The sequence below is a fragment of the Streptomyces sp. SID3212 genome, assembly GCF_009865405.1.
In the GTDB taxonomy this organism is placed as follows: Bacteria; Actinomycetota; Actinomycetes; order Streptomycetales; family Streptomycetaceae; genus Streptomyces.
Genome location: NZ_WWJY01000651.1, coordinates 1 through 21,329, shown reverse-complemented (window position 1 = coordinate 21,329; position 21,329 = coordinate 1). Strand labels below are relative to the sequence as shown.

Annotated in this window: 21 protein-coding genes and 3 pseudogenes; 15 read left to right on the top strand and 9 right to left on the bottom strand. The window is 70.8% G+C overall.

Features of this window, described 5'->3' with window-relative positions:
* Nucleotides 1–579, bottom strand: a 579-nt coding sequence (locus GT042_RS19695) for an alpha/beta fold hydrolase (protein ID WP_345943842.1), incomplete at its 3' end; no start/stop codon positions are given.
* Nucleotides 580–677: 98 nt separating this feature from the next.
* On the opposite strand from GT042_RS19695, the gene GT042_RS19690 reads away from it, so the two are divergent.
* The 5 genes from GT042_RS19690 (at nucleotide 678) to GT042_RS19670 (ending at nucleotide 6,203) form a co-directional block, all read left to right on the top strand.
* Nucleotides 678–1,541, top strand: a complete 864-nt coding sequence (locus GT042_RS19690; protein ID WP_202533208.1) for an ABC transporter ATP-binding protein — start codon at nucleotides 678–680, stop codon at nucleotides 1,539–1,541.
* Nucleotides 1,542–1,678: 137 nt separating this feature from the next.
* Complete coding sequence (locus tag GT042_RS19685; RefSeq protein ID WP_161310042.1) at nucleotides 1,679–2,734, top strand: ABC transporter substrate-binding protein; 1,056 nt, start codon at nucleotides 1,679–1,681, stop codon at nucleotides 2,732–2,734.
* A 7-nt stretch (nucleotides 2,735–2,741) separates the two neighbouring features.
* Nucleotides 2,742–3,536 (top strand): ABC transporter permease, encoded by a 795-nt coding sequence (locus GT042_RS19680; RefSeq protein WP_161310041.1) that lies wholly within the window; start codon nucleotides 2,742–2,744, stop codon nucleotides 3,534–3,536.
* Complete coding sequence (locus GT042_RS19675; RefSeq protein WP_161310040.1) at nucleotides 3,533–4,384, top strand: ABC transporter permease; 852 nt, start codon at nucleotides 3,533–3,535, stop codon at nucleotides 4,382–4,384. The genes GT042_RS19680 and GT042_RS19675 overlap by 4 nt, the downstream gene beginning before the upstream one ends.
* Before the next feature lie 58 nt (nucleotides 4,385–4,442).
* Nucleotides 4,443–6,203, top strand: coding sequence for a CocE/NonD family hydrolase (locus GT042_RS19670; protein WP_202533206.1), 1,761 nt, complete (start codon nucleotides 4,443–4,445; stop codon nucleotides 6,201–6,203).
* A 29-nt stretch (nucleotides 6,204–6,232) separates the two neighbouring features.
* Here the strand turns inward: GT042_RS19670 and GT042_RS19665 are convergent, their stop codons facing one another.
* On the bottom strand, nucleotides 6,233–7,030 hold the full coding sequence (locus GT042_RS19665) for an aminotransferase class IV family protein (protein WP_345943841.1): 798 nt from the start codon (nucleotides 7,028–7,030) through the stop codon (nucleotides 6,233–6,235).
* Nucleotides 7,027–7,416 (bottom strand): annotated as a pseudogene (locus tag GT042_RS19660) (chorismate-binding protein); the annotation flags it as partial. The pseudogene GT042_RS19660 and the gene GT042_RS19665, both read right to left, overlap by 4 nt.
* On the opposite strand from GT042_RS19660, the pseudogene GT042_RS39230 reads away from it, so the two are divergent.
* The 4 genes and pseudogenes from GT042_RS39230 to GT042_RS19640 form a co-directional block, all read left to right on the top strand.
* Nucleotides 7,415–7,594, top strand: a pseudogene (locus GT042_RS39230) (4-hydroxy-3-methylbut-2-enyl diphosphate reductase); the annotation flags it as partial. The pseudogenes GT042_RS19660 and GT042_RS39230 sit on opposite strands and share 2 nt — an antisense overlap.
* 280 nt (nucleotides 7,595–7,874) lie before the next feature.
* Nucleotides 7,875–8,303 (top strand): VOC family protein, encoded by a 429-nt coding sequence (locus GT042_RS19650; protein WP_161310038.1) that lies wholly within the window; start codon nucleotides 7,875–7,877, stop codon nucleotides 8,301–8,303.
* A 409-nt stretch (nucleotides 8,304–8,712) separates the two neighbouring features.
* Complete coding sequence (locus GT042_RS19645) at nucleotides 8,713–9,687, top strand: glycoside hydrolase family 6 protein (protein WP_161310037.1); 975 nt, start codon at nucleotides 8,713–8,715, stop codon at nucleotides 9,685–9,687.
* 213 nt (nucleotides 9,688–9,900) lie between these two features.
* On the top strand, nucleotides 9,901–10,191 hold the full coding sequence (locus GT042_RS19640) for a hypothetical protein (protein ID WP_161310036.1): 291 nt from the start codon (nucleotides 9,901–9,903) through the stop codon (nucleotides 10,189–10,191).
* A gap of 54 nt (nucleotides 10,192–10,245) precedes the next feature.
* On the opposite strand, the gene GT042_RS19635 is transcribed toward GT042_RS19640, so the two are convergent.
* Nucleotides 10,246–10,674, bottom strand: coding sequence for a hypothetical protein (locus tag GT042_RS19635; protein WP_161310035.1), 429 nt, complete (start codon nucleotides 10,672–10,674; stop codon nucleotides 10,246–10,248).
* An 80-nt stretch (nucleotides 10,675–10,754) separates the two neighbouring features.
* The gene (locus GT042_RS19630; protein WP_161310034.1) at nucleotides 10,755–11,039 is read right to left on the bottom strand and encodes an SH3 domain-containing protein; all 285 of its coding nucleotides are present in this window, start codon (nucleotides 11,037–11,039) and stop codon (nucleotides 10,755–10,757) included.
* A gap of 34 nt (nucleotides 11,040–11,073) precedes the next feature.
* Here GT042_RS19630 and GT042_RS19625 point away from each other — a divergent pair, with 34 nt between their 5' ends.
* From GT042_RS19625 to GT042_RS19600, 6 genes are all read left to right on the top strand, one after another.
* Nucleotides 11,074–12,186, top strand: a complete 1,113-nt coding sequence (locus GT042_RS19625; RefSeq protein WP_345943840.1) for a helix-turn-helix domain-containing protein — start codon at nucleotides 11,074–11,076, stop codon at nucleotides 12,184–12,186.
* Between the two features lie 89 nt (nucleotides 12,187–12,275).
* Nucleotides 12,276–12,938, top strand: a complete 663-nt coding sequence (locus tag GT042_RS19620; protein WP_161310044.1) for a DedA family protein — start codon at nucleotides 12,276–12,278, stop codon at nucleotides 12,936–12,938.
* Nucleotides 12,935–13,642, top strand: coding sequence for a phosphatase PAP2 family protein (locus GT042_RS19615; protein WP_161310033.1), 708 nt, complete (start codon nucleotides 12,935–12,937; stop codon nucleotides 13,640–13,642). The genes GT042_RS19620 and GT042_RS19615 overlap by 4 nt, the downstream gene beginning before the upstream one ends.
* Nucleotides 13,643–13,827: 185 nt before the next feature.
* Nucleotides 13,828–14,766, top strand: coding sequence for an ABC transporter ATP-binding protein (locus GT042_RS19610; RefSeq protein WP_161310032.1), 939 nt, complete (start codon nucleotides 13,828–13,830; stop codon nucleotides 14,764–14,766).
* The gene (locus GT042_RS19605; protein ID WP_161310031.1) at nucleotides 14,763–16,154 is read left to right on the top strand and encodes an ABC transporter permease; all 1,392 of its coding nucleotides are present in this window, start codon (nucleotides 14,763–14,765) and stop codon (nucleotides 16,152–16,154) included. Before GT042_RS19610 ends, GT042_RS19605 begins: the two co-directional genes overlap by 4 nt.
* Nucleotides 16,129–18,882 carry an alkaline phosphatase family protein gene (locus GT042_RS19600; protein WP_161310030.1) on the top strand — a complete coding sequence of 918 codons (2,754 nt, stop codon included), beginning with the start codon at nucleotides 16,129–16,131 and terminating at the stop codon, nucleotides 18,880–18,882. Before GT042_RS19605 ends, GT042_RS19600 begins: the two co-directional genes overlap by 26 nt.
* 42 nt (nucleotides 18,883–18,924) lie before the next feature.
* On the opposite strand, the gene GT042_RS19595 is transcribed toward GT042_RS19600, so the two are convergent.
* From GT042_RS19595 to GT042_RS19580, 4 genes and pseudogenes are all read right to left on the bottom strand, one after another.
* Entirely contained in the window at nucleotides 18,925–19,662 is a 738-nt protein-coding gene (locus tag GT042_RS19595) for a glycosyltransferase (RefSeq protein ID WP_161310029.1), read from the bottom strand.
* Nucleotides 19,659–20,285, bottom strand: coding sequence for an SAM-dependent methyltransferase (locus GT042_RS19590; protein ID WP_161310028.1), 627 nt, complete (start codon nucleotides 20,283–20,285; stop codon nucleotides 19,659–19,661). Before GT042_RS19590 ends, GT042_RS19595 begins: the two co-directional genes overlap by 4 nt.
* Nucleotides 20,282–21,067: a PIG-L family deacetylase gene (locus GT042_RS19585; RefSeq protein WP_161310027.1), complete on the bottom strand. Its 786-nt coding sequence runs from the start codon at nucleotides 21,065–21,067 to the stop codon at nucleotides 20,282–20,284. Before GT042_RS19585 ends, GT042_RS19590 begins: the two co-directional genes overlap by 4 nt.
* Nucleotides 21,064–21,329 (bottom strand): annotated as a pseudogene (locus GT042_RS19580) (hypothetical protein); the annotation flags it as partial. The pseudogene GT042_RS19580 and the gene GT042_RS19585, both read right to left, overlap by 4 nt.

Here is a 21,329-nt window from a genome sequence, read left to right as displayed (position 1 = left end):
GGCGCCGACCCGGTGGTCCCGCGCGCCGCGTACCACCTGGCACGGCAGGCCGAGCGGACCCGGGTGGACGTGTCCGGCCCAACCGAGCGTCGCGCGCAGCGAGTCGAGCAGGACCTTGGGACGCGTCGCCGCCATCGAGCGGTACAGCAGGTCACCGTGGGCGGGGTCGCCGCTCAGCACCGTGCTGTCCACATACGCCTTCGCGAATCGTTCGGTGCCGTCGCGCGCCAGCAGGGCCTCGGTCTCGGCGGGCCGGCGGGCGGCCTCCGGGCCGTCGGCCGGGGGGAATCCGACGAGGGTGAGGGACCGGACGCGGTCCGCATGCCGTTGGGCGAGGGCCAGAGCGATCAGCGCCCCGAGTCCCGAGCCGACGACATGCGCCGGTCCGGCCGCCCGGTCCAGCGCCGCCGACCCCGCCTCCACCGCCCCTTCCACGGTGAACGGCTCCGCGGCGCGTGCGCCGTGTCCGGGCAGGTCGACCGCCTTCAAGTGGGGCGCGTAGGCGTCGAGACGGCGCATCGCGGGACCCCAGGTGGCGGCGTCGCCGCCCCAGGTGTGGAGGAGAAGGAGAGGGGTCACCCTCGAAGTCATAGGCACCTCATACCAAGATGATGCATTCTCTGGATTCTTAAGTATAGCTATTGCATGTCAGGCATCGTAGCCCCAGAATCCCCGGTATGACCACGATCAAATCGGTGCGCCACAGCGAGGGCGACAAGCGCGGCGGCCCCGAGGACAGTGCGCAGGGGTCGGCGGGACAGGCCGTACCGGTCGGCGGTGACGCCGGCGCCACCGTGCGGCTGGACGGGCTGACCATGCGGTTCGGTGAGCGCACGGTATCCAAGGACATCAATCTGACGATCGGCGCCGGCGAGGTGCTGTCCATCGTCGGGCCGTCGGGGTGCGGCAAGACCACACTCCTCCGGGCGGTGGCCGGGCTGATCCGGCCGGCCGACGGTGTGGTCCGCATCGACGGCCGGGCGGTGGACGGCACCCCCGACGGCGTGGCGATGGTCTTCCAGCACTTCGGCCTCTTCCCCTGGAAGACCGTCGAGTCCAATGTGGCGTACGCGCTGCGCGTACGCGGGACCGGAAAGAAGGAGGCGCTGGAGCGGGCCAGGGAGCTGATCACGCTCGTCGGGCTCTCCGGCTTCGAGAAGTCGTACCCGCATCAGCTGTCCGGCGGCATGCAGCAGCGCACCGGCCTGGCCCGGGCGCTCGCCGTACGGCCCCGGCTGCTGCTCATGGACGAGCCCTTCGGCGCGCTGGACGCTCAGACGCGCGAAGTGCTCCAGTTCGAACTCCTGCGCATCTGGCAGGACCATCCCGTGACGATGCTGTTCGTCACGCACTCGATCGACGAGGCCGTTCTCTTCGGGAACCGGATCGCCGTACTCAACGGCCGGCCCAGCGGCGTCGCCGAACTGATCGACGTACGGCTTCCGGCGCACCGGGACCGGTCCGTCCTGGCGACACCCGAGTTCCTCGCGATCCGCGAGCGGGTCTGGTCCCTGATCATGAACGCCGACGCGGGCCGCTGACAGCACACGGCCTCCCCGTCACACCACTTCAGCACTCACACCACCTCAGCAGTCTCACCACTTCATAGGTCACACCCACCCTCAGTCATGCCATGCCCGCCGTGCACCTGGGCGCGGAAGCAGAAGGAGCAGTTCTCATGAAGATTCCGCGGCGCAGGTCCGCCCTGGTCGGGGCGGCCACCGTCCTCGCCCTCGTCGGTGTCCTCTCCGGTTGTGGCGACAACGGCTCGGACACGGCCGCCGGTTCCGCGTCGGGCGGCAAAGGCGGCGGCAAGATAACCATCGGTGTGCCGGGCATCCCGCCCATCTTCCTCAACACCGTGATGTACGTGGGCGAGAAGCAGGGCTTCTTCAAGGACCGGGGCCTCGACGTCACCCTGCGCCCGCTGACCACCGGCGCGGACGTCGGCCGCGCGGTCCAGAGCGGTGAGATCCAGGGCGGCATCATCGGGACGCCCGGCGCGGTCGCGCTGCGCGCCTCCGGCGGCTCGATCGTCTCCGTGATGGGCTTCCCGAAGCCGACCTACCTCCTGGCCAGCACCGACCCGGGGGTCACCACCTGCGAGGCGGTCAAGGGCAAGACGGTCGCGGTGGACGCGGTCGGCGCGCCGAAGGCTCTCGCCCTGGCCAGCATGCTCGACAGCTGTGGACTCGGCCCGAAGGACGTCAGCACGATCAACGTGGGCGGGCCGCCCACGGTCGACGCGCTGGTGGCCGGCCAGGTCAAGGTCGCCGTACTGCACCCGGACGAACTCGCCACCGTACGGGAGAAGATCAAGCCCGGCACGAAGGTCGGCGAGATCATGACCCTGGCCGGCGTCGACCCGCTGGAGCACTACACCGTCCTCGTCACCTCCAAGAAGGCACTGGACGGCCCGGCCCGCGAGCAGTGGGTCGACGTGGTCGCCGCGGTACGGGAGTCCATCGCCTACATGAACGACCCGGCGCATATCAAGCAGGTCGCGGCGGTGGCCTCCGGAGTCACCAAGGCCCCCGAGAGCGTCACGGAGGCGGCGCTGCCGACGTTCCTCTCGCTCGGCGTCTGGCCGAAGTCGGGTGACGGCCTGGACCGTGAAGCCGTCGAGCACACGATCGAGGGCGCGGTGGCCGCGGGCAACGTACCCCGGCAGAAGGCGCCCACGTACGACGAGCTGGCGGACCCGTCGGTGTTCGCCGACGCGACGGGCAAGTGATCGGGTGATGGACACGAAGACTTCGGGGGTAAGGCCCGGGGCACATGCCGCCCGCCGCCTGATCCCCCTCGCCGTCTCCGCGGCCGGCCTCGTCGTCGGCCTCGGGCTCTGGCAGTGGGCCGGTGTCCGCGACCCGGTCCTGTTCGCCACCCCCGGCCGCTCGCTCTCGGCGCTGGCCACCCTGACCGAGGACGGCTCGCTCCCGAGCGCGCTGCTCTCGTCCGGCCGGCTGCTCGTCGTCGGCCTCGCGCTGGCGATCGTCGCCGGTGTCGGAGTCGGTCTGCTGCTCTCCCGGGCCCGGCTGCTGCGTAGCAGCACCGACTGGCTGCTGTTCGCCCTCCAGTCCGTCCCGATCGTCGCGCTGGCTCCGCTGATCCTCTCGGCCTTCGGCTTCGGTCTGCCGGCGAAGACCCTGGTCGTGTTCCTGACGGCCGTGTTCCCCATCCTGGTCAACACCGCGGAAGGAGCCCACCGGGTGCCCACCACCCTGCTCGAAGTCGCCCGTACGTTCCGCAGCAGCGAGTGGCGGATCTGGAAGGACGTCCTGCTGCCGCACACCGTGCCGTACGCGATGACCGGTGTGCGCCAGGGCATCGCCATGGCCTTCGTCGGCACCCTCGCGGCCGAGTTCTTCCTCAACGCCAGCGGTGTGGGCGGGCTGCTGCTCACCGCGAGCACCCGATTCGACTCGGCCACCGTGCTCGGGCTGACGCTCCTCGTGTCGGTGCTCGCCGTCGCCCTGATGGGCTGCGGCCGGGCCGTCGAGGGCTACTTCGCGCGGTGGCGGGAGGTACGCCCATGACCACCACCGGCATCACGCCAGGCCCGGAAGCGGTCGCGCCGTCCGGCCCCACGGGGAAAGGCCGCCGCCCCCGGCGCACGGACCGGCCGGTCGGCCGACGCGCCGACGTGCTGGGGAAGCTGGGCGTCGCCGCCCTGGTCCTGGTCGTGTGGGAGGGTTCCGTACGGCTGTGGCTGCCCGACTATCTGCCCACCCCCACCGGCGTCGCGGGATCGGCCTGGCCGACCCTCAGCTCGCCGGAGTTCCGCACGGCACTGGGCGAGACCCTCGGCGGTGTGGTCCTCGGCCTGCTCCTCGGCTGCGTCGCGGGCACCGCCCTCGGCCTCGGAGTCGGGCGCGTGCCGTGGCTGCGGTACCTGATCTCCCCGTACGTCAGCGGTCTGTACGCCATGCCCATGCTCGCGATCGTCCCGATGGCGACGATCTGGCTCGGCTACTCGGGCGAGACCCGGCTGGTCGTCATCGCCCTCTCGGCGTTCCTGCCGTGTGTGGTCAGCACCGGCGACGGTGCCCGTAACGTACCGCTCCAGTTGTCCGAACTCGCCCAGATGCTGCGGCTGTCCCGTACGCGCGTGGTGATCGACGTCCTGCTGCCCGCGACCCTGCCATTTGTGATCGCGGGCGTCCAGGTCGCCGTGGGCCGGGCCCTGGTCGGCGCGGTGGCGGTGGAGTTCCTGGCCAGCCTCCCTGGGCTCGGGACCTTCATCCTCACCAACGCCCGGTCGTTCGACCAGGACGCCGCGTTTGTCGCGGTGCTCGTGCTCGCGCTGCTCGGTATCGCCGCGCGCACCGGGACCGAGGGCGCGCTGCGCCGGCTCGCGCCCTGGCATCTGCACGTCAACCGCTGACCGCACCACCGTCCGTCACCGCCCGCCCCGCCCCCCGTACAGAACCAAGGAGCAAGACATGCCCGACGACGGCGGCACCCAGCCGTTCCGGACCGAGATCACCGCAGGCATGCGCGTCGAGTGGGACGTACCCGTCACGATGGACGACGGAGTCGTGCTACGCGCCGACGTCTTCCGTCCGGTGACCGACGCACCGGTGCCGGTGATCATGACGTACGGGCCGTACGCGAAGGGGCTGCCCTTCGAGCGCGGCTACCCCAGCGCGTGGGAGGCCATGGCGCGGGACCATCCCGACACCGTGGCCGGGACCTCCAACACGTATCAGAACTGGGAAGTGGTCGACCCGGAGAAGTGGGTGCCGCACGGCTACGCCTGCGTACGCGTCGACTCGCGCGGCACCGGACGCTCCCCCGGCCGCGTCGATCCCTTCTCGCCGCGCGAAACCCAGGACTTCCACGACTGCGTCGAGTGGGCGGGCACCCAAGACTGGAGCAACGGCCTCGTCGGCCTCAACGGCATCTCCTACTACGCGATCAACCAGTGGCAGGTCGCGTCGCGGCGGCCCCCGCACCTGGCGGCGATCTGCCCGTGGGAGGGCGCCTCGGACTTCTACCGCGACGGCTCGTACCAGGGAGGCATCCGCTCCACCTTCTGGGAGCACTGGTACGACATGCAGGTCAAGACCGTCCAGTACGGCGTCGGCGAGACCGGCGGCCGGAACCCGAACACCGGCCAGCTCATCTGCGGCGACGAAGCGCTCACCGCGGCCGAACTGGCCGCGAACCGCACGGACCTCGGCGCGGACATCGCCGCGCACCCCTTCTACGACGCGTACCACCGGGAGCGGTCGGCCGACTGGGACGCCATCGAGGTCCCGGTCCTGAGCTGCGGCAACTGGGGCGGCCAGGGCCTGCATCTGCGGGGCAACGTGGAGGGCTTTGTACGGGCGGCGTCCCGCGCCAAGTGGCTGGAGATGCACGGGCACGCACACTGGCCGCTGTTCTACACCGACTACGGCGTCGACCTCCAACGGCGGTTCTTCGACCGTTATCTCAAGGACGAGGCCAACGGCTGGGAGGACCGCCCGGCGGTGCAGTTGCAGATACGGCACGTCGACGCGACCTTCACACCGCGCGGCGAGGACGCCTGGCCGCTGCCGTCCACCCGGTGGACGAAGCTCTACCTGGACGCCGCCGGACCGTCCCTCCTTACCCAGGCCGCCTCGTCGGGCGGCACGGCGGCCTTCGCCGCGCTCGGTGACGGAGTGGAGTTCAGCACCCCGCCGCTCACCGAACAGACCGAGATCACCGGCCCGTTGGCCGCCAAACTGTTCGTCTCCTCCAACACCACCGACGCCGACCTGTTCCTCGTCGTACGGGTCTTCTCGCCGGACGACGAGGAGGTCGTCTTCCAGGGCGCGCTCGACCCGCACACTCCCGTCGCCCAGGGCTGGCTGCGCGCGTCGCACCGGCGCCTCGACCCCGGACTGTCCACCGCCTACCGCCCGTACCACCCGCACGAGGCCGCCGAGCCGCTGGAGCCGGGGACGGTGTACGAACTCGACATCGAGATCCTGCCGACCTGCCTGGTCGTTCCGGCCGGCTACCGGATCGCGCTCCAGGTGCGGGGCAAGGACTACGTCCACCCGGGCCCCAGCGCCCGGCTGTCCAACCTCAAGAACGACCTCACGGGCTGCGGGCCGTTCCTGCACAACGACGACCGTGACCGGGTGGCGGGGACGTACGACGGACACACCACCGTTTACACGGGCGGCGCACACGCCTCGTACCTGCTGCTCCCCGTCATTCCGGAGAGGTGACCACACCGCATTCCGCGTCCGGAGGGAGGCTAGAGGACCTCGCCGGGGATCGACCGGTACGTCTCCTGGAGGCGGCCCAGGACGGGGTGGCCGGAGGGCAGTTCGGTGTCGTCGATCGCGGACAGGGCGCGCACACCGACACTGGTGTTGGTCGCGAAGGCCGCCGCCATGCTCTTGGCCCGCTCCAGTGTGACGGGGGCGACCCGGTGTCCGGTGGGTCCGGTGTGTTCCCGGAGCAGGGCCATGGTGACACCGGGCAACACCGGGCCCCGCGGCCACACCACGGTTCCGTCGTGGTCCACGAATCCGGCGTTCCACGTGCCGCCCTCGGTGACGAGGCCGTCGCGGCCGACGAACAACGCGTCGTCGAAACCGGCGAGTTGCGCCGTACGGCGGGCGTGCAGCGCGCCGAAGAGCCCGACGTGCTTGACCTCGGGAAGGTCACGCTCGTACGGCACGCTCATGGCCCGCAGCGGCGGCGGGGGCTGGGCGCCCGCGCCCCGTACGGACACCAGGACACGCGGCTCGTCCGCGCGCGCCGGGTGGACCATGTCCACCGCGGGGTCGTAGACCGTGACGCGGACGACGCAGGGCCGGCCGGTCACACCGGCCAGGCCCTGCCGAACGTGGTCCCGCACCCGGTCGGTGTCCAGGTCCGCGCCCCACACCGCCTTGCAGTCGCGCACCAGACGTTCCAGGTGGAGCGAGAGGCCGCGGACGCGGCCGTCCGCGTCGACGCGCATCGACGTGAAGTGACCGGTGTTGGTGAGGGCAAGGGGAAGCAGGTCGTCCGCGGACACGGGCGTCCCGTCAAGGGTCACTGTCACAGGTCCGAGACCCTCGCCTTCGGGAGAGCCCGCAGGGTCGCCTGGGCCTTGAGCAGCATCTCCTCGTACTCCGCCGTGGGATCGGAGTCGAGCACGATCGCGCCACCGGCACCGATGGTCAGTTCGCCGTCGTGGCTCACGGCGGTGCGGATCGTGATGCTCAGGTCGGTGGTTCCGGTGTGTCCCATGAAGCCGATGGCGCCGGAGTGGATTCCCCGGGCTTCCCCTTCCAACGCGTCGATGATCTCCATCGTACGCAGCTTGGGCGCTCCCGTCATGGATCCGCCGGGGAAGCAGGCCCGTACCGCGTCCACGGCGGACGTGCCGTCGCTCAGCTTCCCGGTGACCGTGGAGACCAGCTGGTGCACGGTGGCGTACGACTCGGTCACCATGCCCAGCGACGACATCTGCTACGCCACGCAGAACCGCCGGACCGCGGTGAAGAAACTCGCCGAGGACGCCGAACTCGTCATCGTCGTCGGCTCGAAGAACTCCTCCAACTCCGTCCGCATGGCCGAGGTCGCCCTCGACGCTGGCGCGCCCGCCGCCCATCTGGTCGACTTCCCCCACGAGCTGCGCCGCGATCTGCGACGACCCCACGGACACAGCACCGGTAGGGGGTGTCCGCGCGGCCGAGGAACGGTGTTGCCCCCGCCTGGGACGGTCACTAAGGTCGGTCAGGTGACTGCCGGGTCGGCCATGTGCCACGCACGAGTGAGGTTCCCGGCCTCGGCGTGACCACGAGGCGGGCAAGAGGCCCGCCCCTTCCTCCGAGTCCTAAGCTCCCGGCGCCCGCATCCGGCGCCGTATTCCAGCGGATCTCAAGACCGGAGACACACCACCGATGTCCTACGAGCAGCAGTACCCGCATGAATCCGAGCTGCCGACGGCCGGCGTCCAGCTGAACCACACTGCCGTCTACGCGAGCGACCACCACCTGTCCGCCGAGTTCCTCGCCGCGGTGCTGGGCTTGAAGGTCGGCGCGCCCTTCGGGCCGTTCCTCCCCGTCGACCTCGGCAACGGCGTGACGCTCGACTACTACGAGAAGAGGGACGAGCCGATCCAGTCGCAGCACTACGCCTTCCTCGTCCCTGACGAGCGGTTCGACACGGTCATCAGCCGTCTGGAGGCGGTCGGGGTCACCTACTACGCCGACCCCGGCCACACCGAACCCGTCCAGATCAACCGTCTGTTCGGTGGCCGCGGCGTCTACTTCGACGACCCGGACGGTCACAACATGGAGGTCATGACGCGGCCTTACGCCCGCCCGTAGACCGGTCTCCATCTGATACGGGTCGGACGCCGCGAGCCGGACACCACGTCGCGGACGCGCCCTGGCCCAGCAGTCCGAGCAGTCGGCCCAGCGCGTCCGCGACGGGCTGGGCCACCGGGCCGACCACTGTGGTGATCTGGCCGGGACGGGCCAGGGTGAGGCCGCGCCCGGACGGAGCATCCGGCACGGAGGGTGGCGGTCCGGGCGGTCCATGGGCCACCCCTCGTCCCACACCCCTCGCCGAATTCATTGACAGCCGACCGACCCCCTGTCACTGTCTCGTCTGACAGCGGCAGTTCCCGGAGAGGGCCCCCAGGACACCGCCGCTCGCTCCTCCCCCCCCACCCGCGTCTCCCCCCGCAGCTGAGTCACCGCCGTGGTGGGAGCGCTCCCCGAGAGGGCTGCACTCATGAGAAAGATGATGCGTACGCTCGCCGTGTCCGCCTTCGCCTCCCTGCTCCTGCCCTTCGGCACCGTGCAGGCCGAGGCCGGCGTGCTGGCCGATCCGATCGGCATGACCAGCGGCTTCTACGTGGACCCGCACTCGAATCCGGCCGCCTGGGTCGCGGCGAACCCCGGCGACGGACGGGCGCCGGCGATCCGCGACAACATCGCCTCGCGCCCCATGGCCCGGTGGTTCGGCGCCTGGAGCGGTGACATCGGGGCCGCGGTGGGCTCGTACGTCGGAGCCGCGGACGCCGCCGACAAGCTTCCCGTCCTGATCGCGTACAACATCCCCGGCCGTGACGCCTGCGGCGGCCACTCCGGCGGCGGGGCCGGTTCCCCGGCGGCGTACCGCACCTGGATCTCCGCCTTCGCCTCGGCCATCGGCGGCCGGCCGGCCCTGGTGGTGATCGAGCCCGACTCCCTCGGTGATTTCAGCTGCATGTCCCAGCAACAGATCAACGAGCGCAACGGCATGCTCAGGGACGCCCTGGGACAGTTCTCCGCGCACGCGCCGAACACCTGGACGTACCTGGACGCCGGAAACCCCGGCTGGATCGACGCGGGCACCATGGCCCGGGCTCTCGACGGCGCCGGGGCGCGACAGGCGCACGGCTTCGCGTCGAACATCTCGAACTACTACGGCACCGGACGGAACGTCAGCTACGGCAACGCCGTCAACGCGGCGCTGTCGGCGTCCTTCGGCTACACGAAGCCCTTCGTCATCGACACCAGCCGCAACGGGAACGATTCCAACGGCGAGTGGTGCAACCCCGGAGGGCGGAGGATCGGGTCCGCCTCACAGACGGGCGGCGGAGCCGAGATGCTGCTGTGGCTGAAGACCCCCGGTGACTCCGACGGCGACTGCGGCGTCGGCGCCGGCTCCGCGGCGGGTCAGTTCCTCCCGGAAGTCGCGTACAAGTTGATCTTCGGATACTGAGCCCGCGCGACGCGTCACTGTGGGCCGCGCCCTCCCGGTCGCGGCCCACAGTCATCCGGTCGTCGGTCCCGTCCCCGCTTCGGGCGATGTGGTGGTTTCTGCGGACGTCGGCACGCGTCAGCGGCATCCTCGCGTCAACTCGGCAAGCGTGCCAGGGACGTTGGGGGGTAGACGTGCGCTGACGCACATCCGCTCCAGAGAGGATCGACCAACATGTCGAAGAACGCGAAAGACACGAAGGACACGAAGAACACACGTCAGACCGGGGAAAAGGCCGCGTCGGCGGCCGGCAAGTCGCTGACGGGCAAGAAGAGCACCAAGACCGAGAAGACGGCAGCGGCCAGCGCGGTGTCCCAGGCGCCGAAGAGCAAGGGACAGACCGGCAAGAAGGCCGCCTCCGCCGCGGGCAAGACCTTGAACAGCAAGAAGGCCACCAAGGCGGAGAAGACGGCAGCGGCGAGCACCCTGGCGCAGACCCCGGCGAAGAGCGGCGGCAAGAAGTAGCCCGGGCTCCACGCGCCGCTTCCCGGGCACCCGGGGAATCGGAAACCCGGGGAATCAGTAGGCGACGAACCCTCCGTAGCGCGTGCCGTGCATCGGCTCGGGAGATTGGATCTCGACCCGGAAGGTGGTGTTGTCGAGCACGTCCGAGGCGATCACCATCCAGCCATGGTCGTTCCAGTCGTAGACCTTCCAGCTGTTGCAGTACTTGGCCGCCACGAAGCAGACCCGTACCAGTGCGTGGAAATCGGTGCCGCTCGACTGGCGCACCGTGAAGTTGATGTCTCCACAGCGCGGTGACGTCTTGTACTCACCGGACGCCGAGGGAACGAACGAGTTCGTGGAATCGGCTGTCGTGTACCAGATGGTGCCGCCGTCGTAACACGCGGCCGCGTAGGCCGGTGTGGCGGGGAGCAGTCCCAGGGGCAGCGCCAGCAATGCTCCCAGGAGGGCGACGGACGACTTCTTGCCCAGCTTTCCGATCATTGTTCGGCTCATTGTTCGGCGATCTCCGATTCTGTTGTCGTGCCGGTCCGTTCCTCCGACGCGGCGACCCGCAGGGGGGTTCAGGGCCAGAGCAGGTAGTCGCCGGCCACCCAGCCGGTGAGCTTGGTGCTGCCGTTGTATCCGTATCCGCACACCCAGTAGCGGCCGCCGGACTGGACCCCCGAGGGGCTGAAGTAGAACGCGGCGCCGCCGGCGATCTGGCCGACGGCCGTGTTGCCGGTCGACGGTCCGGTCCGTACCTTCAACCAGTCCACGCTGGTCAGGACATGCGTGTAGCTGGTGAGCGGGCCCGGGCAGGTGACGGCCGCGCTGATCTTGTTCGTCGGAGTGTCAGGGGAATGCACCGGGGCCACATCGGGGGGATCTGGGGGGCTCAGGGTGCACTTCACAGCGCAGGATCTGGCCCGGGTTCACGTGGCCGGCGGCCCGGACGTGATGTGGGAGATCGTGCTGAGTGCCGCGCAACTCACGGGCACCGCGGGCCAGGCCGTGTTCGGCCCCTGGCGGGTCCACGCGCGGACCCGGTTACGTCACCTGCCCGCTTCCCACCGGCGGCTGATCCGCTACCTGGCACCGCCGGTGGGGGACTTCCCCGACTTCCTCACCCCGCCCCAGGCGACCCAGAGCCTGCCCGCCGGTATCAACGCGGTGCTGTCCTTGCCCTCGCGACGGTTACGCCGGGATCTGGCGGTCCTCCCCCACGCCCCGCACTGGGCACGCCCGTTGGCCGACGCCGACCCGGTCGCCCTGGCCGAGATCGCGGACGCGCTGCACGGCTACCACCGTGCCGTCCTGACCCCCGTCTGGCCACGCCTCCGCACCGCGATCGACGCCGAACGGGCCGTACGCGCCCGCGTCCTGCTCAACCACGGCATCGACGGACTCCTCAACAGCCCGCGGCCCACGCTGCGTTGGTCGGCACCCGTACTGGAAGCGGACTATCCCGTCGACCGCGACCTCCACCTGGCCGGGCGGGGTCTGCTCCTGGTGCCCTCGGTGTTCTGCTGGCGCACCCCGGTCACCTTCATCGATCCCGGCCTGCCTCCCGTCCTGGTCTACCCTCTCGACCTGACCCCGGGCTGGGTCTCCGACCCCGCCGCCCTCTCCGGCCGCGCTTCGGGTACGGAGGACCCGCTCGCCCGCCTGCTGGGGACCAGCAGAGTGGCCGCCCTGCGTCTGGTCGAAGACGGCTGCACCACCGGCGAACTCGCCCGGCGTGCCGGCCTCTCCCAGCCTTCCGCCAGCCAGCACACCGCGGTGCTGCGCGAGGCGAACCTGATCACCTCGGTCCGTCGTGGCAACGAAGTGATCCACACCCTCACTCCCCTGGGTACGGCCCTGCTCCTCGCGAACCCGTCGCCGGCGGGTCCGTCCAGGGGACGGCGAAGGGAGCGGCGGCGCTCCCGGACGCGAGGAGGTCAGGGATCGCTCGGTGACCCGGATCCGGCAGCGGAATCGCTTCACGCGCTCTCATCGTCTACAGTCCAGTAGACCGTCTACACAACTGTAGTCCTTCGCGTGTGGTTCTTCAGGGGCGAGCGCCGCCCCCTCCTCCCCTCTTGAGAGGTCGCGCCGTGGCCATGGCCCCGCTCGCCGAATCCCTGGCCGTGAATCCTTTGGACGCCGGTTCACTGCTCTCCGCCTTCGGGGCGCTGGGCATCGCCGTCGTACTGTTCGCCGAGACCGGCCTCCTCGTGGGGTTCTTCCTGCCGGGCGACTCACTGCTGTTCACCGCCGGCCTGCTGTGCGTCGACGGCTCACGGGGTCCGGGGCACTTGTCACTCCCCCAGGTACTCGCGGCGGCGGTCGTCGGCGCGCTGGCCGGCGCGCAGGCGGGTTTCTGGATCGGCCGCCGCGGCGGCCGGGCACTGCTCGCCCGCGGCCGGGCGGAACGACTGCGCGAGGGAGCGGTGCGGGCCGAGGAACTGCTCACCCGGTACGGCCACGCCAAAGCGATCGCCCTCGCCCGCTTCGTACCGGTCGTGAGGACCGTCCTCAACCCGCTCGCCGGAGCACTGGACGTCCCCGCGAGGGTCTTCCTGCTCTGGCAGACCGTCGGTGGTGTGGTCTGGACCGTCGGACTCGTACTCGCGGGGTACGCCCTGGGCTCGTCGATCCCCAACGTCGACCGCTACCTCCTCCCGATGGTGGCGGTCGTGGTGATCGTCTCCCTGATCCCCCTCGCCCTGGAACTGCGCCGCGCCCGTACGCGCGGGCGGACAGGCGACGGTGACCTGCCGTGAGCGGTCCACGACCGGGGACAGCCGTCCTCGTGTGCGCCTCGGCAACGCTGTTCGCCGCCCTCGCGGCCCTGGTCTCCGTACGGCACGGAACGCCGCTCCCGGGCGACGGGGCCACGCACGCCTGGTCCGTACGGCACCGCCCCCACCTCGCCGTGAGCCTGGCGCGCGGGATCACCGCCACCGGGACGGGCCCCTGGCCCTACCTGATCGCCGCCGCCGCCGGCCTGCCGGCCGGCCGCACGACACCGGAGCGGCTGCGCGCCGGCGCTCTCGCCCTCACAGTTCTCCTCGCGGGACAGGCGGCGCGCTACGGCCTGCTGGCGCTGATCGCCCGGCCTCGACCGCCCCTGGCCGACTGGGCCACCCACGCCTCCGGGTACTCCTTCCCCTCCGGCCACACCACCACCTCGGCCCTGGCGGGCGGCCTGCTGTCCTGGGGAATCACGCGGCACATCGCACGCGCCTCCGCGGATCCCGGCGCCGCTTCCCCCGACGGCGGCCCCCCGCTCCGCGGCGCCCACGGCCGTCTCCTGCGGACCGTACGCCTTCTGCCGCTCGTCTGGGCGGCGGCCGTCGCCCTCACCAGGATCTACCTCGGCGTGCACTGGGCGAGCGATGTGATCGGCGGCTGGCTCTACGCCGCGGCATGCCTCACGGGCGCCACCCTCCTCGTACGGGCACGGCCGTCGCGACCCGGCTTCTGACCGACCGTCGCCCCGCCCCCCGGCTCGGAGCGACGGCTGCCACAGCCGCCTCGAAGTCCTGGTGGCCGAGGCCACCGAATCGTGAACGGCAGTCGTCCGCTGTTCCGCGATCCTTCAACTTCCCGCCCCCGACTTAGGTGTAGGTCACACCTAAGGTCCGTAAGGGTTCGTAAGGAAAGGGATCCATGGACACTTTCTCCACCATCCGGGCGCGCGGGATGACCAAGTCGTTCGGCGACGTCATCGCACTCGACGGCGTCGATCTGGATGTGACGCAGGGGCAGATCCACGGCCTGGTCGGGCCGAACGGCGCCGGCAAGACCACACTGCTCGGCCTCCTGCTGGGCCTCGCCGTCGCCGACAGCGGTGAACTCGACGTACTCGGAACGCGGGTGGGACGGGCTCTCGCCGCTCCCGACGGCGTGGCGGGCTTCGTGGACGGGCCCGGCCTGTACCCCTCGCTCACCGCCAGGCAGAACCTCGCCGCCCTGGCCGCCCTGCGCGGCCACGACAGGCGGACCGCCGGGATCGACGAGGTACTCGACCAGGTCGGGCTCACCGATGTCGCCGACGACCGGGCCCGCGGTTTCTCCCTCGGCATGCGCCAGCGGCTCGGTCTCGCCGCCGCGCTGCTGACCAGGCCCCGCGTGCTCGTACTGGACGAACCCTCCAACGGCCTCGATCCGGCCGGCACGAAACACGTCCACGGTGTCCTCACCCGGCTCGCGGCGGACGGGACCAGCGTCGTGCTCTCCAGTCACCGCATGGACGACCTCGAAGCGCTGTGCTCCGAGGTCACCATCCTTTCCACCGGACGTGTCGTCTTCTCCGGCCCGCTGACCGAACTGGCCCCCGGGAGCCGGGAACTGGACTACCGGCTGCGCACCTCGGACCCGCAAACGACACGCCGGCTGGCCGCCGCCAGAGGGATCCGGGTCGTCGACGGCGCCGCGCCGCGCCACGACGCCGACCTACTCGTCGTACGGGCCCTGGTCCCGGCCCTCGACGAACTCGTCGTGAGCCTCGTGCAGTCAGGTGTCGCGCTGCGTGAACTCGCCCCGGTCGTCTCGCCCCTCGAGGCGGCGTTCCTCGCCCTCACCGAGCACAAGGAGGCCGGCCGATGACCGCGACTCCCGTCACCGAGCGGGACACCCCGCTCGCCGCGCGTCCTGTCTCCGTCGCGCGCGGCTATCGCTTCGAACTGGTCAAACTGGTCTCCCAGTGGCGCATCCGGCTGGTGGTCCTCGCCTGCTGGATCGCCCCGGCGCTCTTCGTCGCCGCGGTGAGCCGGCAGGGCTCCCTCCCCGTCGACACCCTCTTCGGCCGGTGGATGCACGCCACGGGCTGGGCCGGACCGCTGGTCGTCCTCGGTTTCTCGGGCCAGTGGGCGCTTCCCCTGCTGACCTCCCTGGTGGCCGGCGACGTGTTCGCCGCCGAGGACCGCCTCGGCACCTGGCGCCACCTGCTCGTGGCGATCCGGTCGCCGCGGCGGATCTTCGCGGCCAAGGCGCTGGCGAGCCTCTCGGTCATCGTGGTGCTCGTGGCGGGACTGGCCGGCTCCAGCGTCGTCGGTGGCCTGGCCGCCGTCGGCAACCAGCCGCTCGTGGGTCTGGACGGCGGGTTGCTGTCAGCGGGGGACGCGGCGGGCCAGGTTCTTCTCGCCTGGGCCTGTGTACTGGCCCCGACCCTGGCCCTCGCGGGGATCGGACTGCTCGGTTCGGTCACGCTCGGACGCTCCCCGATGGGGCTTCTGCTGCCGGCGCTCGTGGCACTGGCGATGCAACTCGCCCAGATGCTGCCCCTCCCCGTCCCCGTACGCCTGGCGCTGCCCGGCTACGCCTTCATCGGCTGGAAGGGCCTGTTCACCACTCCCGAGCAGCTCGGCCCGCTGCTCATTGGCATCGTTGTCAGCCTGGTGTGGGCCGTCATCGCGACGGTCCTGGCCTATCTGCTCTTCGTACGGCGCGACTTCACGAACCTCGCGGACGGCGCGTCACCCCGTCGCGCCCTGGCCGCCGGAGCCCTCCCGCTCGTCGGTCTGCTCGCCGTGTCGGTCGGGGTCGTCGCGGCCGCCGTACCGAGTACGGGCTCCGGGATCCAGCAGACCAAGGTGGAGAAGTCGCTCGCCGTGGCCTTCGCCCACCTCTACCGCCAGCAGACCGACGAACTGCACCGGCCCGCCGTGACCGAGGCACAGCTGAAGTCCTCGGCGGCCTGCACCAAGGGCGGCGTCCCGGACCACGCCGAAGGGGCGGGCAACGACTGGCGCTGTGTCGTCTCCTGGCACCTCCCCGACGTCGAGGCCACCGGCACGGCGGTCTACCAACTCGACATCACTCCGGACGGGCGGTTCGTCGCCGACGGCGACGGGCCGAAGGAAGTGAACGGCTACTTCCTGGTGCGCACACCGATCGGTGACGCGCCCAACCCGCTTTGGCAGTTCGACGGCAATGTCGATCTGCTCGGCACCACGAAGGGACAGTCCCATGCAGGTAACACGCCGCAGGCGTGACCAGGAGGATCAGTCTTCCTCCGCGAACAGCGGCTTCGGACGCCGCGTCCCCCTCATGACAGCGGGCATCACCGTCCTCGCCGTCGCGGCGGCGGGCACCGCTTTCGCCCGGACGGACCAGTTCGGCAGGCAGCAGGTCGGTCAGACGACCGCCAAGGGCCAGGTCATCTCGAGTGATCAGTACCTGGCGCCGTACGGCAAGCGGGCGCTCGTGAGCGACGGCAAGATCATGTCGTCGTCCGTCAGCCCGGACGGCACCCACATGGCCGCCTCGGTCACCGACGGCGGTGCGGTGCTGAACATCATCGACCTGAAGACCTGGAAGGTCCAGCAGGTCATAGGCAGCGGCGCGACCGCCGATCTGAAGATCAGCGGCGGGGACGTGGGCCAGGAAGCCCCCACGTACTCGCCCGACGGCAAGCACTTGTGGCTGGGACGTACCGACGGCTACACCAAGTTCACCGTCAACGCGGACGGCAGCCTGTCCAGCCCGACCACCGTCCCGATCCCGGCGGACGGGACCAAGCACGCGCTGGTGGCCGCGGCGGTCTTCTCCCCCGACGGCTCCACCGTGTACGCGGCCGTCAACGGACAGAACCGGGTCGTGGCCATCAACGCCTCGACCGGGGCCGTCCAGCGCAGTTGGCAGACCGGCAACGCCCCGCGCGGCATGGTCCAGGTCGGTGACAAGCTCTACGTCAGCAACGAGGGCGGCCGCACGGCGAGGCCCGGCGAGACCACCATCAACTCGTACGGTACGCAGGTGCCGGCCAACCCGGTGACCGGCGCCACCACCACCGGCACCGTCAGCGTCATCGACCTGAACAAGCCGCAGGCGGCCCCCACGAGCGTCGACGTCGGTCTGCACCCCACCGCGGTCTACGCGACGAAGAAGGCGGTATTCGTCACGAACACCGCCGACAACACCGTCTCCGTCATCAACCCCAAGAACAACAAGGTCGTCCAGACCATCTCCACCCAGCCGTGGGCCGAGGCATCGGTGGGCTACGAACCCAACGCGGTGACCCTCACCGACGACGGCCACCTCCTCGTGACACTGGGCCGTGCCAACGCGGTGGCCGTCTACAGGTTCACCAGCGCCCAGGAACCCGTCAGTTACGTGGGTCTGCTCCCCACGGACTACTTCCCGGCCGAGGTCACCACGGTCGGGAGTGAGGTGGTCGTCTCCAACACCCGTGGTGTCGACGCCCGTCGGACCACCGACAGCGACAAGCACGGAACCCACGACACCACGTCGAGCCTGACGCACTTCACGCTGCCCGGCGACAAGGCGATCAAGGCCCAGACGGACAAGGTCTTCCAGCAGAACGGCTGGACCAAGAACGCGGCACAGGCGGCGAAAGGCAAGAGCAAGGCCAAGGCCGTACCGGTCCCGAAGAAGATCGGGGACCCTTCGACGATCAAGCACGTCTTCCTGATCGTCAAGGAGAACCGTACGTACGACCAGCTCTTCGGCGACATGCCCCAGGGCAACGGCGACCCGGCTCTGGCGGACTTCGGCGAGAACGTGACACCGAACCAGCACGCGCTGGCCTCGCAGTTCGGCCTGTACGACAACACGTACGACATCGGCACCAACTCGGCCGAGGGCCACAACTGGCTGATGCAGGCCGACAACCCCGAGTACACCGAGTCGTCGGCCGGCGAGTACCTGCGCTCCTACGACACCGAGGACGACGCGCTCGGCCACCAGAAGAGCGGCTTCCTCTGGACCGGCGCCCAGGCCGCCGGCGCATCCGTCCGTGACTTCGGCGAGTTCCACCAGTTCCTCACCAAGCCGGCCGGGGCCACCTGGCAGAACCTGTACTGCGACAGCAAGAACATGGAGGCCACCGGGGCCGGCACGGCCTACCCGCTGACCTCGTCCTCGCCGATCCCCTCACTGAACGACGTGTCGGTGCCGGGCTTCCCGAAGTTCGACACCAGCGTTCCCGACCAGTACCGGGAGCAGATCTGGAAGCAGGACTTCGAGAAGAACGGGCCCGCGAACCTGAACATGTTCTGGCTCTCCAGTGACCACACGGGAGGTCCTGCCGGCCCCGCCGCCCAGGTCGCCGACAACGACCTCGCGGTCGGCAAGATGGTCGACGAGATCTCGCACAGCAAGTACTGGAAGGACTCCGCGATCTTCGTCGTCGAGGACGACTCCCAGGCCGGCCTCGACCACGTCGACGGCCACCGCGCGCCCGTCCAGATCATCAGCCCCTACGCCCAGCACGGCGGTGTCGACAGCCGTTACTACTCCCAGATCACCATGGTCCGCACCATCGAGCAGATCCTCGGGATCCACCCGATGAACCAGAAGGACACCGCGGCCACCCCGATGGCCGGGGCGTTCACCTCGAAGCCGAATCTCAAGCCGTTCAACGCGATCACCAACCGGACGTCGCTGACCGACGGCCTGGCGACCGCGCCCTCCTGCGGCCTCGACACCCCCGCTCCGCAGGACCCGAAGGCGGAGGCCGTACCGGCCTCGAAGGTACCGGCGAGCATGAAGTCGACGGCGTCGACGTGGAACGAGTGGAAGTCGCACCAGCGTACGACCGGTACCCACGCGGTGGCCGACTTCGCGAACCCGGAGCAGATGAACCACTTCACCTACTACCAGCGGTACAACTGGTCCAAGCCGTACCCGGGTGAGAAGAAGATCTACACACCCGACGCCGTTCCGGGAGCCTTCATCCCCTCGACGGACACCGACGGCTGACGCCCCACCGGCGTCACCGCTCGGTTCTCGGGCCGGCCGGCGTCAGTTGTCCGTGGCGGCCAGCGCGCGGAGGTGCGCGCCGAATCCGTGCGGGGCGCGGGCGTCGGGCCGGCCCGAGGTGAGCACGGGGCACAGGTCGGTGCGGAGAATGCGACGGCCGTCGCGTTCCAGCGCGGCGACCAGGGCGCGGTCCTCGCTGTACGGGAGCGGCGGGAAGCCGCCGGCCCGCCGGTAGGCGCCCGCGGCGATCCCCAAGTTGGCGCCGTGGACGTGCGGGTGGGACCAGAGAGCGGGCACGGCCGGGCGGCCGTCGAAGTAACGCGCGTCATGGCGTGCGACGGTCGCCGGGCTCAACTCCGCGTGCGGGGCCAGCCGTACGGTTCCCGCGAGGCATTCCCATCCGGCGCGCGCGTGGCGCAGGTGGTGGGCGAGCCAGTGCGGTGGTACGAGTGTGTCCGCGTCGGTGGTGACGATCCAGACGCCGTCGCCGTGGGCCCGGAGCCGGTCGAGAGCCTCGGCGACCCCGGCCGCCCGGGCGGCACCCACGTTCCGGCGGGTCACCTCGACGACCAGGGCGCCGGAGCTCCGGGCCGCGGCGGCGGTCCCGTCCGTGCAGTCGTCCGCCACGACGACGGTCAGCACCGTGACTCCCGCCAGGTCGGGGTGGAGGGCCGCCGTGTGGACGCTTCGGAGCGTGGCCGGCAGATGACCGGCCTCGTTGTGGGCCGGGACGACGACGGCGCAGGCGGAAGGGCCGCCGCGGCCCCGGTCACCGCTCACACCAGCCCCTCCTCCGCGGCCGGGGAGAGCACCGGGCGCCCGTCGGGGTGCCGCCGGGCGAAGGTGTGCAGGACGAAGTCCGGGTCCCGGTGGTCGGTGAGCGGCTGGAGCTCCGGTACGGAGGCGAGGAGCGGCGCGAGTTCCGTACCGGTGCGGAGGTGTTCGGCGACGGGATGGTTCCAGTGCGCCGTGACGAGGGTGCCGCCCGGTTCCAGGCTTTCCACCGTACGGTCGAGGATCTCGCGCAGTGCGATGTCGTCGAAGTAGTAGAGAAGTTCGGACAGGACGATCAGGTCGAAGCGGCCCTCCGGCCACTGCGCGGGCACGGTGAGCCGCTCGACGCGCACCTGGGGCAGGCCACGCGTCCGGTCGGCGGCGGCCCGCACCGCGGCCGGTACCCGGTCTGTGGCCAGCAACCGGTCGCAGCGCGGGGCCAGCAGGCTGGTGAGTACGCCGACGGAGCAGCCGGGTTCGAAGGCGGAGCGGTAGCGGCGCCGGGGCAGCGAGGCCACGGTCAGGCCGTACTTGCGCCGTTCGTACCAACGGCCGGCCAGATCCCACGGGTCGGACGCGCCCCGGTACATGCCGTCGAAGTAGTCGGCCGGTGTGGAGGCCCCGGTCATCGGAAGATCACCTCGAACGGCCTGGTGTGGTGGGCTAGTTCGTCCGGAGGGAGGATCGCGGCGTTCTCCTCCCCCTCCGCGAGCGGCACCGTCTGGCTGGTGAAACACCGCACCGCGCGGTGCTTCCTCGGCAGGATCCCGGCGGGCATCGGCAGGCGGGCTGCGGAGGCCCAGGGGACGCGCGGGTCGCCCGGCCGTGCCCAGTGCCACATCCAGACGGGGTAGAACCACAGCGGCGTGCCGCTCGCCGCGCAGGCCGCCGCGGCGGCTCGTCCTGCGGCTTCGTGGTCACTGTGCAGGTCACCCGCCCACGGGGCCACGCACAGGGCGGCGCCCACGTCCCGTACCACACCGGCGATCGCGTCGGCCACCGATGTCTCGTGCCGGTGCACCTGGGTGTCGGGCACCCGCAGCCGGACGGGCCGGAGGCCCGGGACCCCCAATTCCGCGAGGGCGGAGAGGAGTTCGGCCTCCCTCACCCGGGCCATGCGGGCGTGGTCGATCTGTGTGCTCCTGGGGTGGGAGCCCTCGCCGTCGGTGACCGACAGGAGGTGCACCTCGGTGCCTGCCGCCGCCAGCCGCGCCATCGCCCCGCCGAATCCCAGCACCTCGTCGTCGGGATGTGCGGCCACGACCACCACGGGGCCGGTGGGGAGCGGTACGGCGGGGAGGGCGGCCAGGGGCAGCCAGGCGGCCCACTCCGATTCCGGGGTGCCGGGTGCGTCGATGGCGTCGGCGGCGGCCCGGCGGCCGGTCGCGACGGGGCGGTTCGCGGCGTTCACCGGACGTCCGCGTTCCTGTGGTCGCCCACGCCGCCGGTGTCGCCCGCGCCGCCGGATTCGCCGGATTCGCGGACGTCGCCGAGCAGGTGTCCGAGCTCGGCGAGATTGCGCTCGGCGTGGTGCTGGCGGAGGTAGACGGTCAGGTCGGCGACCGCGCGGGCGTGCCCGGCGTCGTGGCACAGCGGTCCGGCTCCGGTGGCCCGTCCCACGTGGGTCATGACCTCGGAGCAGATCTTCTCCACCAGGGCTCGCACCCGCAGGC

Bases quoted from the DNA above. Each gene is read 5' to 3' on its own strand.
- GT042_RS19610 (WP_161310032.1), top strand. From the start codon at position 13,828: ATGGACACTTTCTCCACCATCCGGGCGCGCGGGATGACCAAGTCGTTC.
- GT042_RS19680 (WP_161310041.1), top strand. From the start codon at position 2,742: ATGGACACGAAGACTTCGGGGGTAAGGCCCGGGGCACATGCCGCCCGC.
- GT042_RS19600 (WP_161310030.1), top strand. From the start codon at position 16,129: ATGCAGGTAACACGCCGCAGGCGTGACCAGGAGGATCAGTCTTCCTCC.
- GT042_RS19645 (WP_161310037.1), top strand. From the start codon at position 8,713: ATGAGAAAGATGATGCGTACGCTCGCCGTGTCCGCCTTCGCCTCCCTG.
- GT042_RS19640 (WP_161310036.1), top strand. From the start codon at position 9,901: ATGTCGAAGAACGCGAAAGACACGAAGGACACGAAGAACACACGTCAG.
- GT042_RS19605 (WP_161310031.1), top strand. From the start codon at position 14,763: ATGACCGCGACTCCCGTCACCGAGCGGGACACCCCGCTCGCCGCGCGT.
- GT042_RS19670 (WP_202533206.1), top strand. From the start codon at position 4,443: ATGCCCGACGACGGCGGCACCCAGCCGTTCCGGACCGAGATCACCGCA.
- GT042_RS19635 (WP_161310035.1), bottom strand. From the start codon at position 10,674: ATGATCGGAAAGCTGGGCAAGAAGTCGTCCGTCGCCCTCCTGGGAGCA.
- GT042_RS19650 (WP_161310038.1), top strand. From the start codon at position 7,875: ATGTCCTACGAGCAGCAGTACCCGCATGAATCCGAGCTGCCGACGGCC.
- GT042_RS19685 (WP_161310042.1), top strand. From the start codon at position 1,679: ATGAAGATTCCGCGGCGCAGGTCCGCCCTGGTCGGGGCGGCCACCGTC.
- GT042_RS19690 (WP_202533208.1), top strand. From the start codon at position 678: ATGACCACGATCAAATCGGTGCGCCACAGCGAGGGCGACAAGCGCGGC.
- GT042_RS19590 (WP_161310028.1), bottom strand. From the start codon at position 20,285: ATGACCGGGGCCTCCACACCGGCCGACTACTTCGACGGCATGTACCGG.
- GT042_RS19675 (WP_161310040.1), top strand. From the start codon at position 3,533: ATGACCACCACCGGCATCACGCCAGGCCCGGAAGCGGTCGCGCCGTCC.
- GT042_RS19620 (WP_161310044.1), top strand. From the start codon at position 12,276: ATGGCCCCGCTCGCCGAATCCCTGGCCGTGAATCCTTTGGACGCCGGT.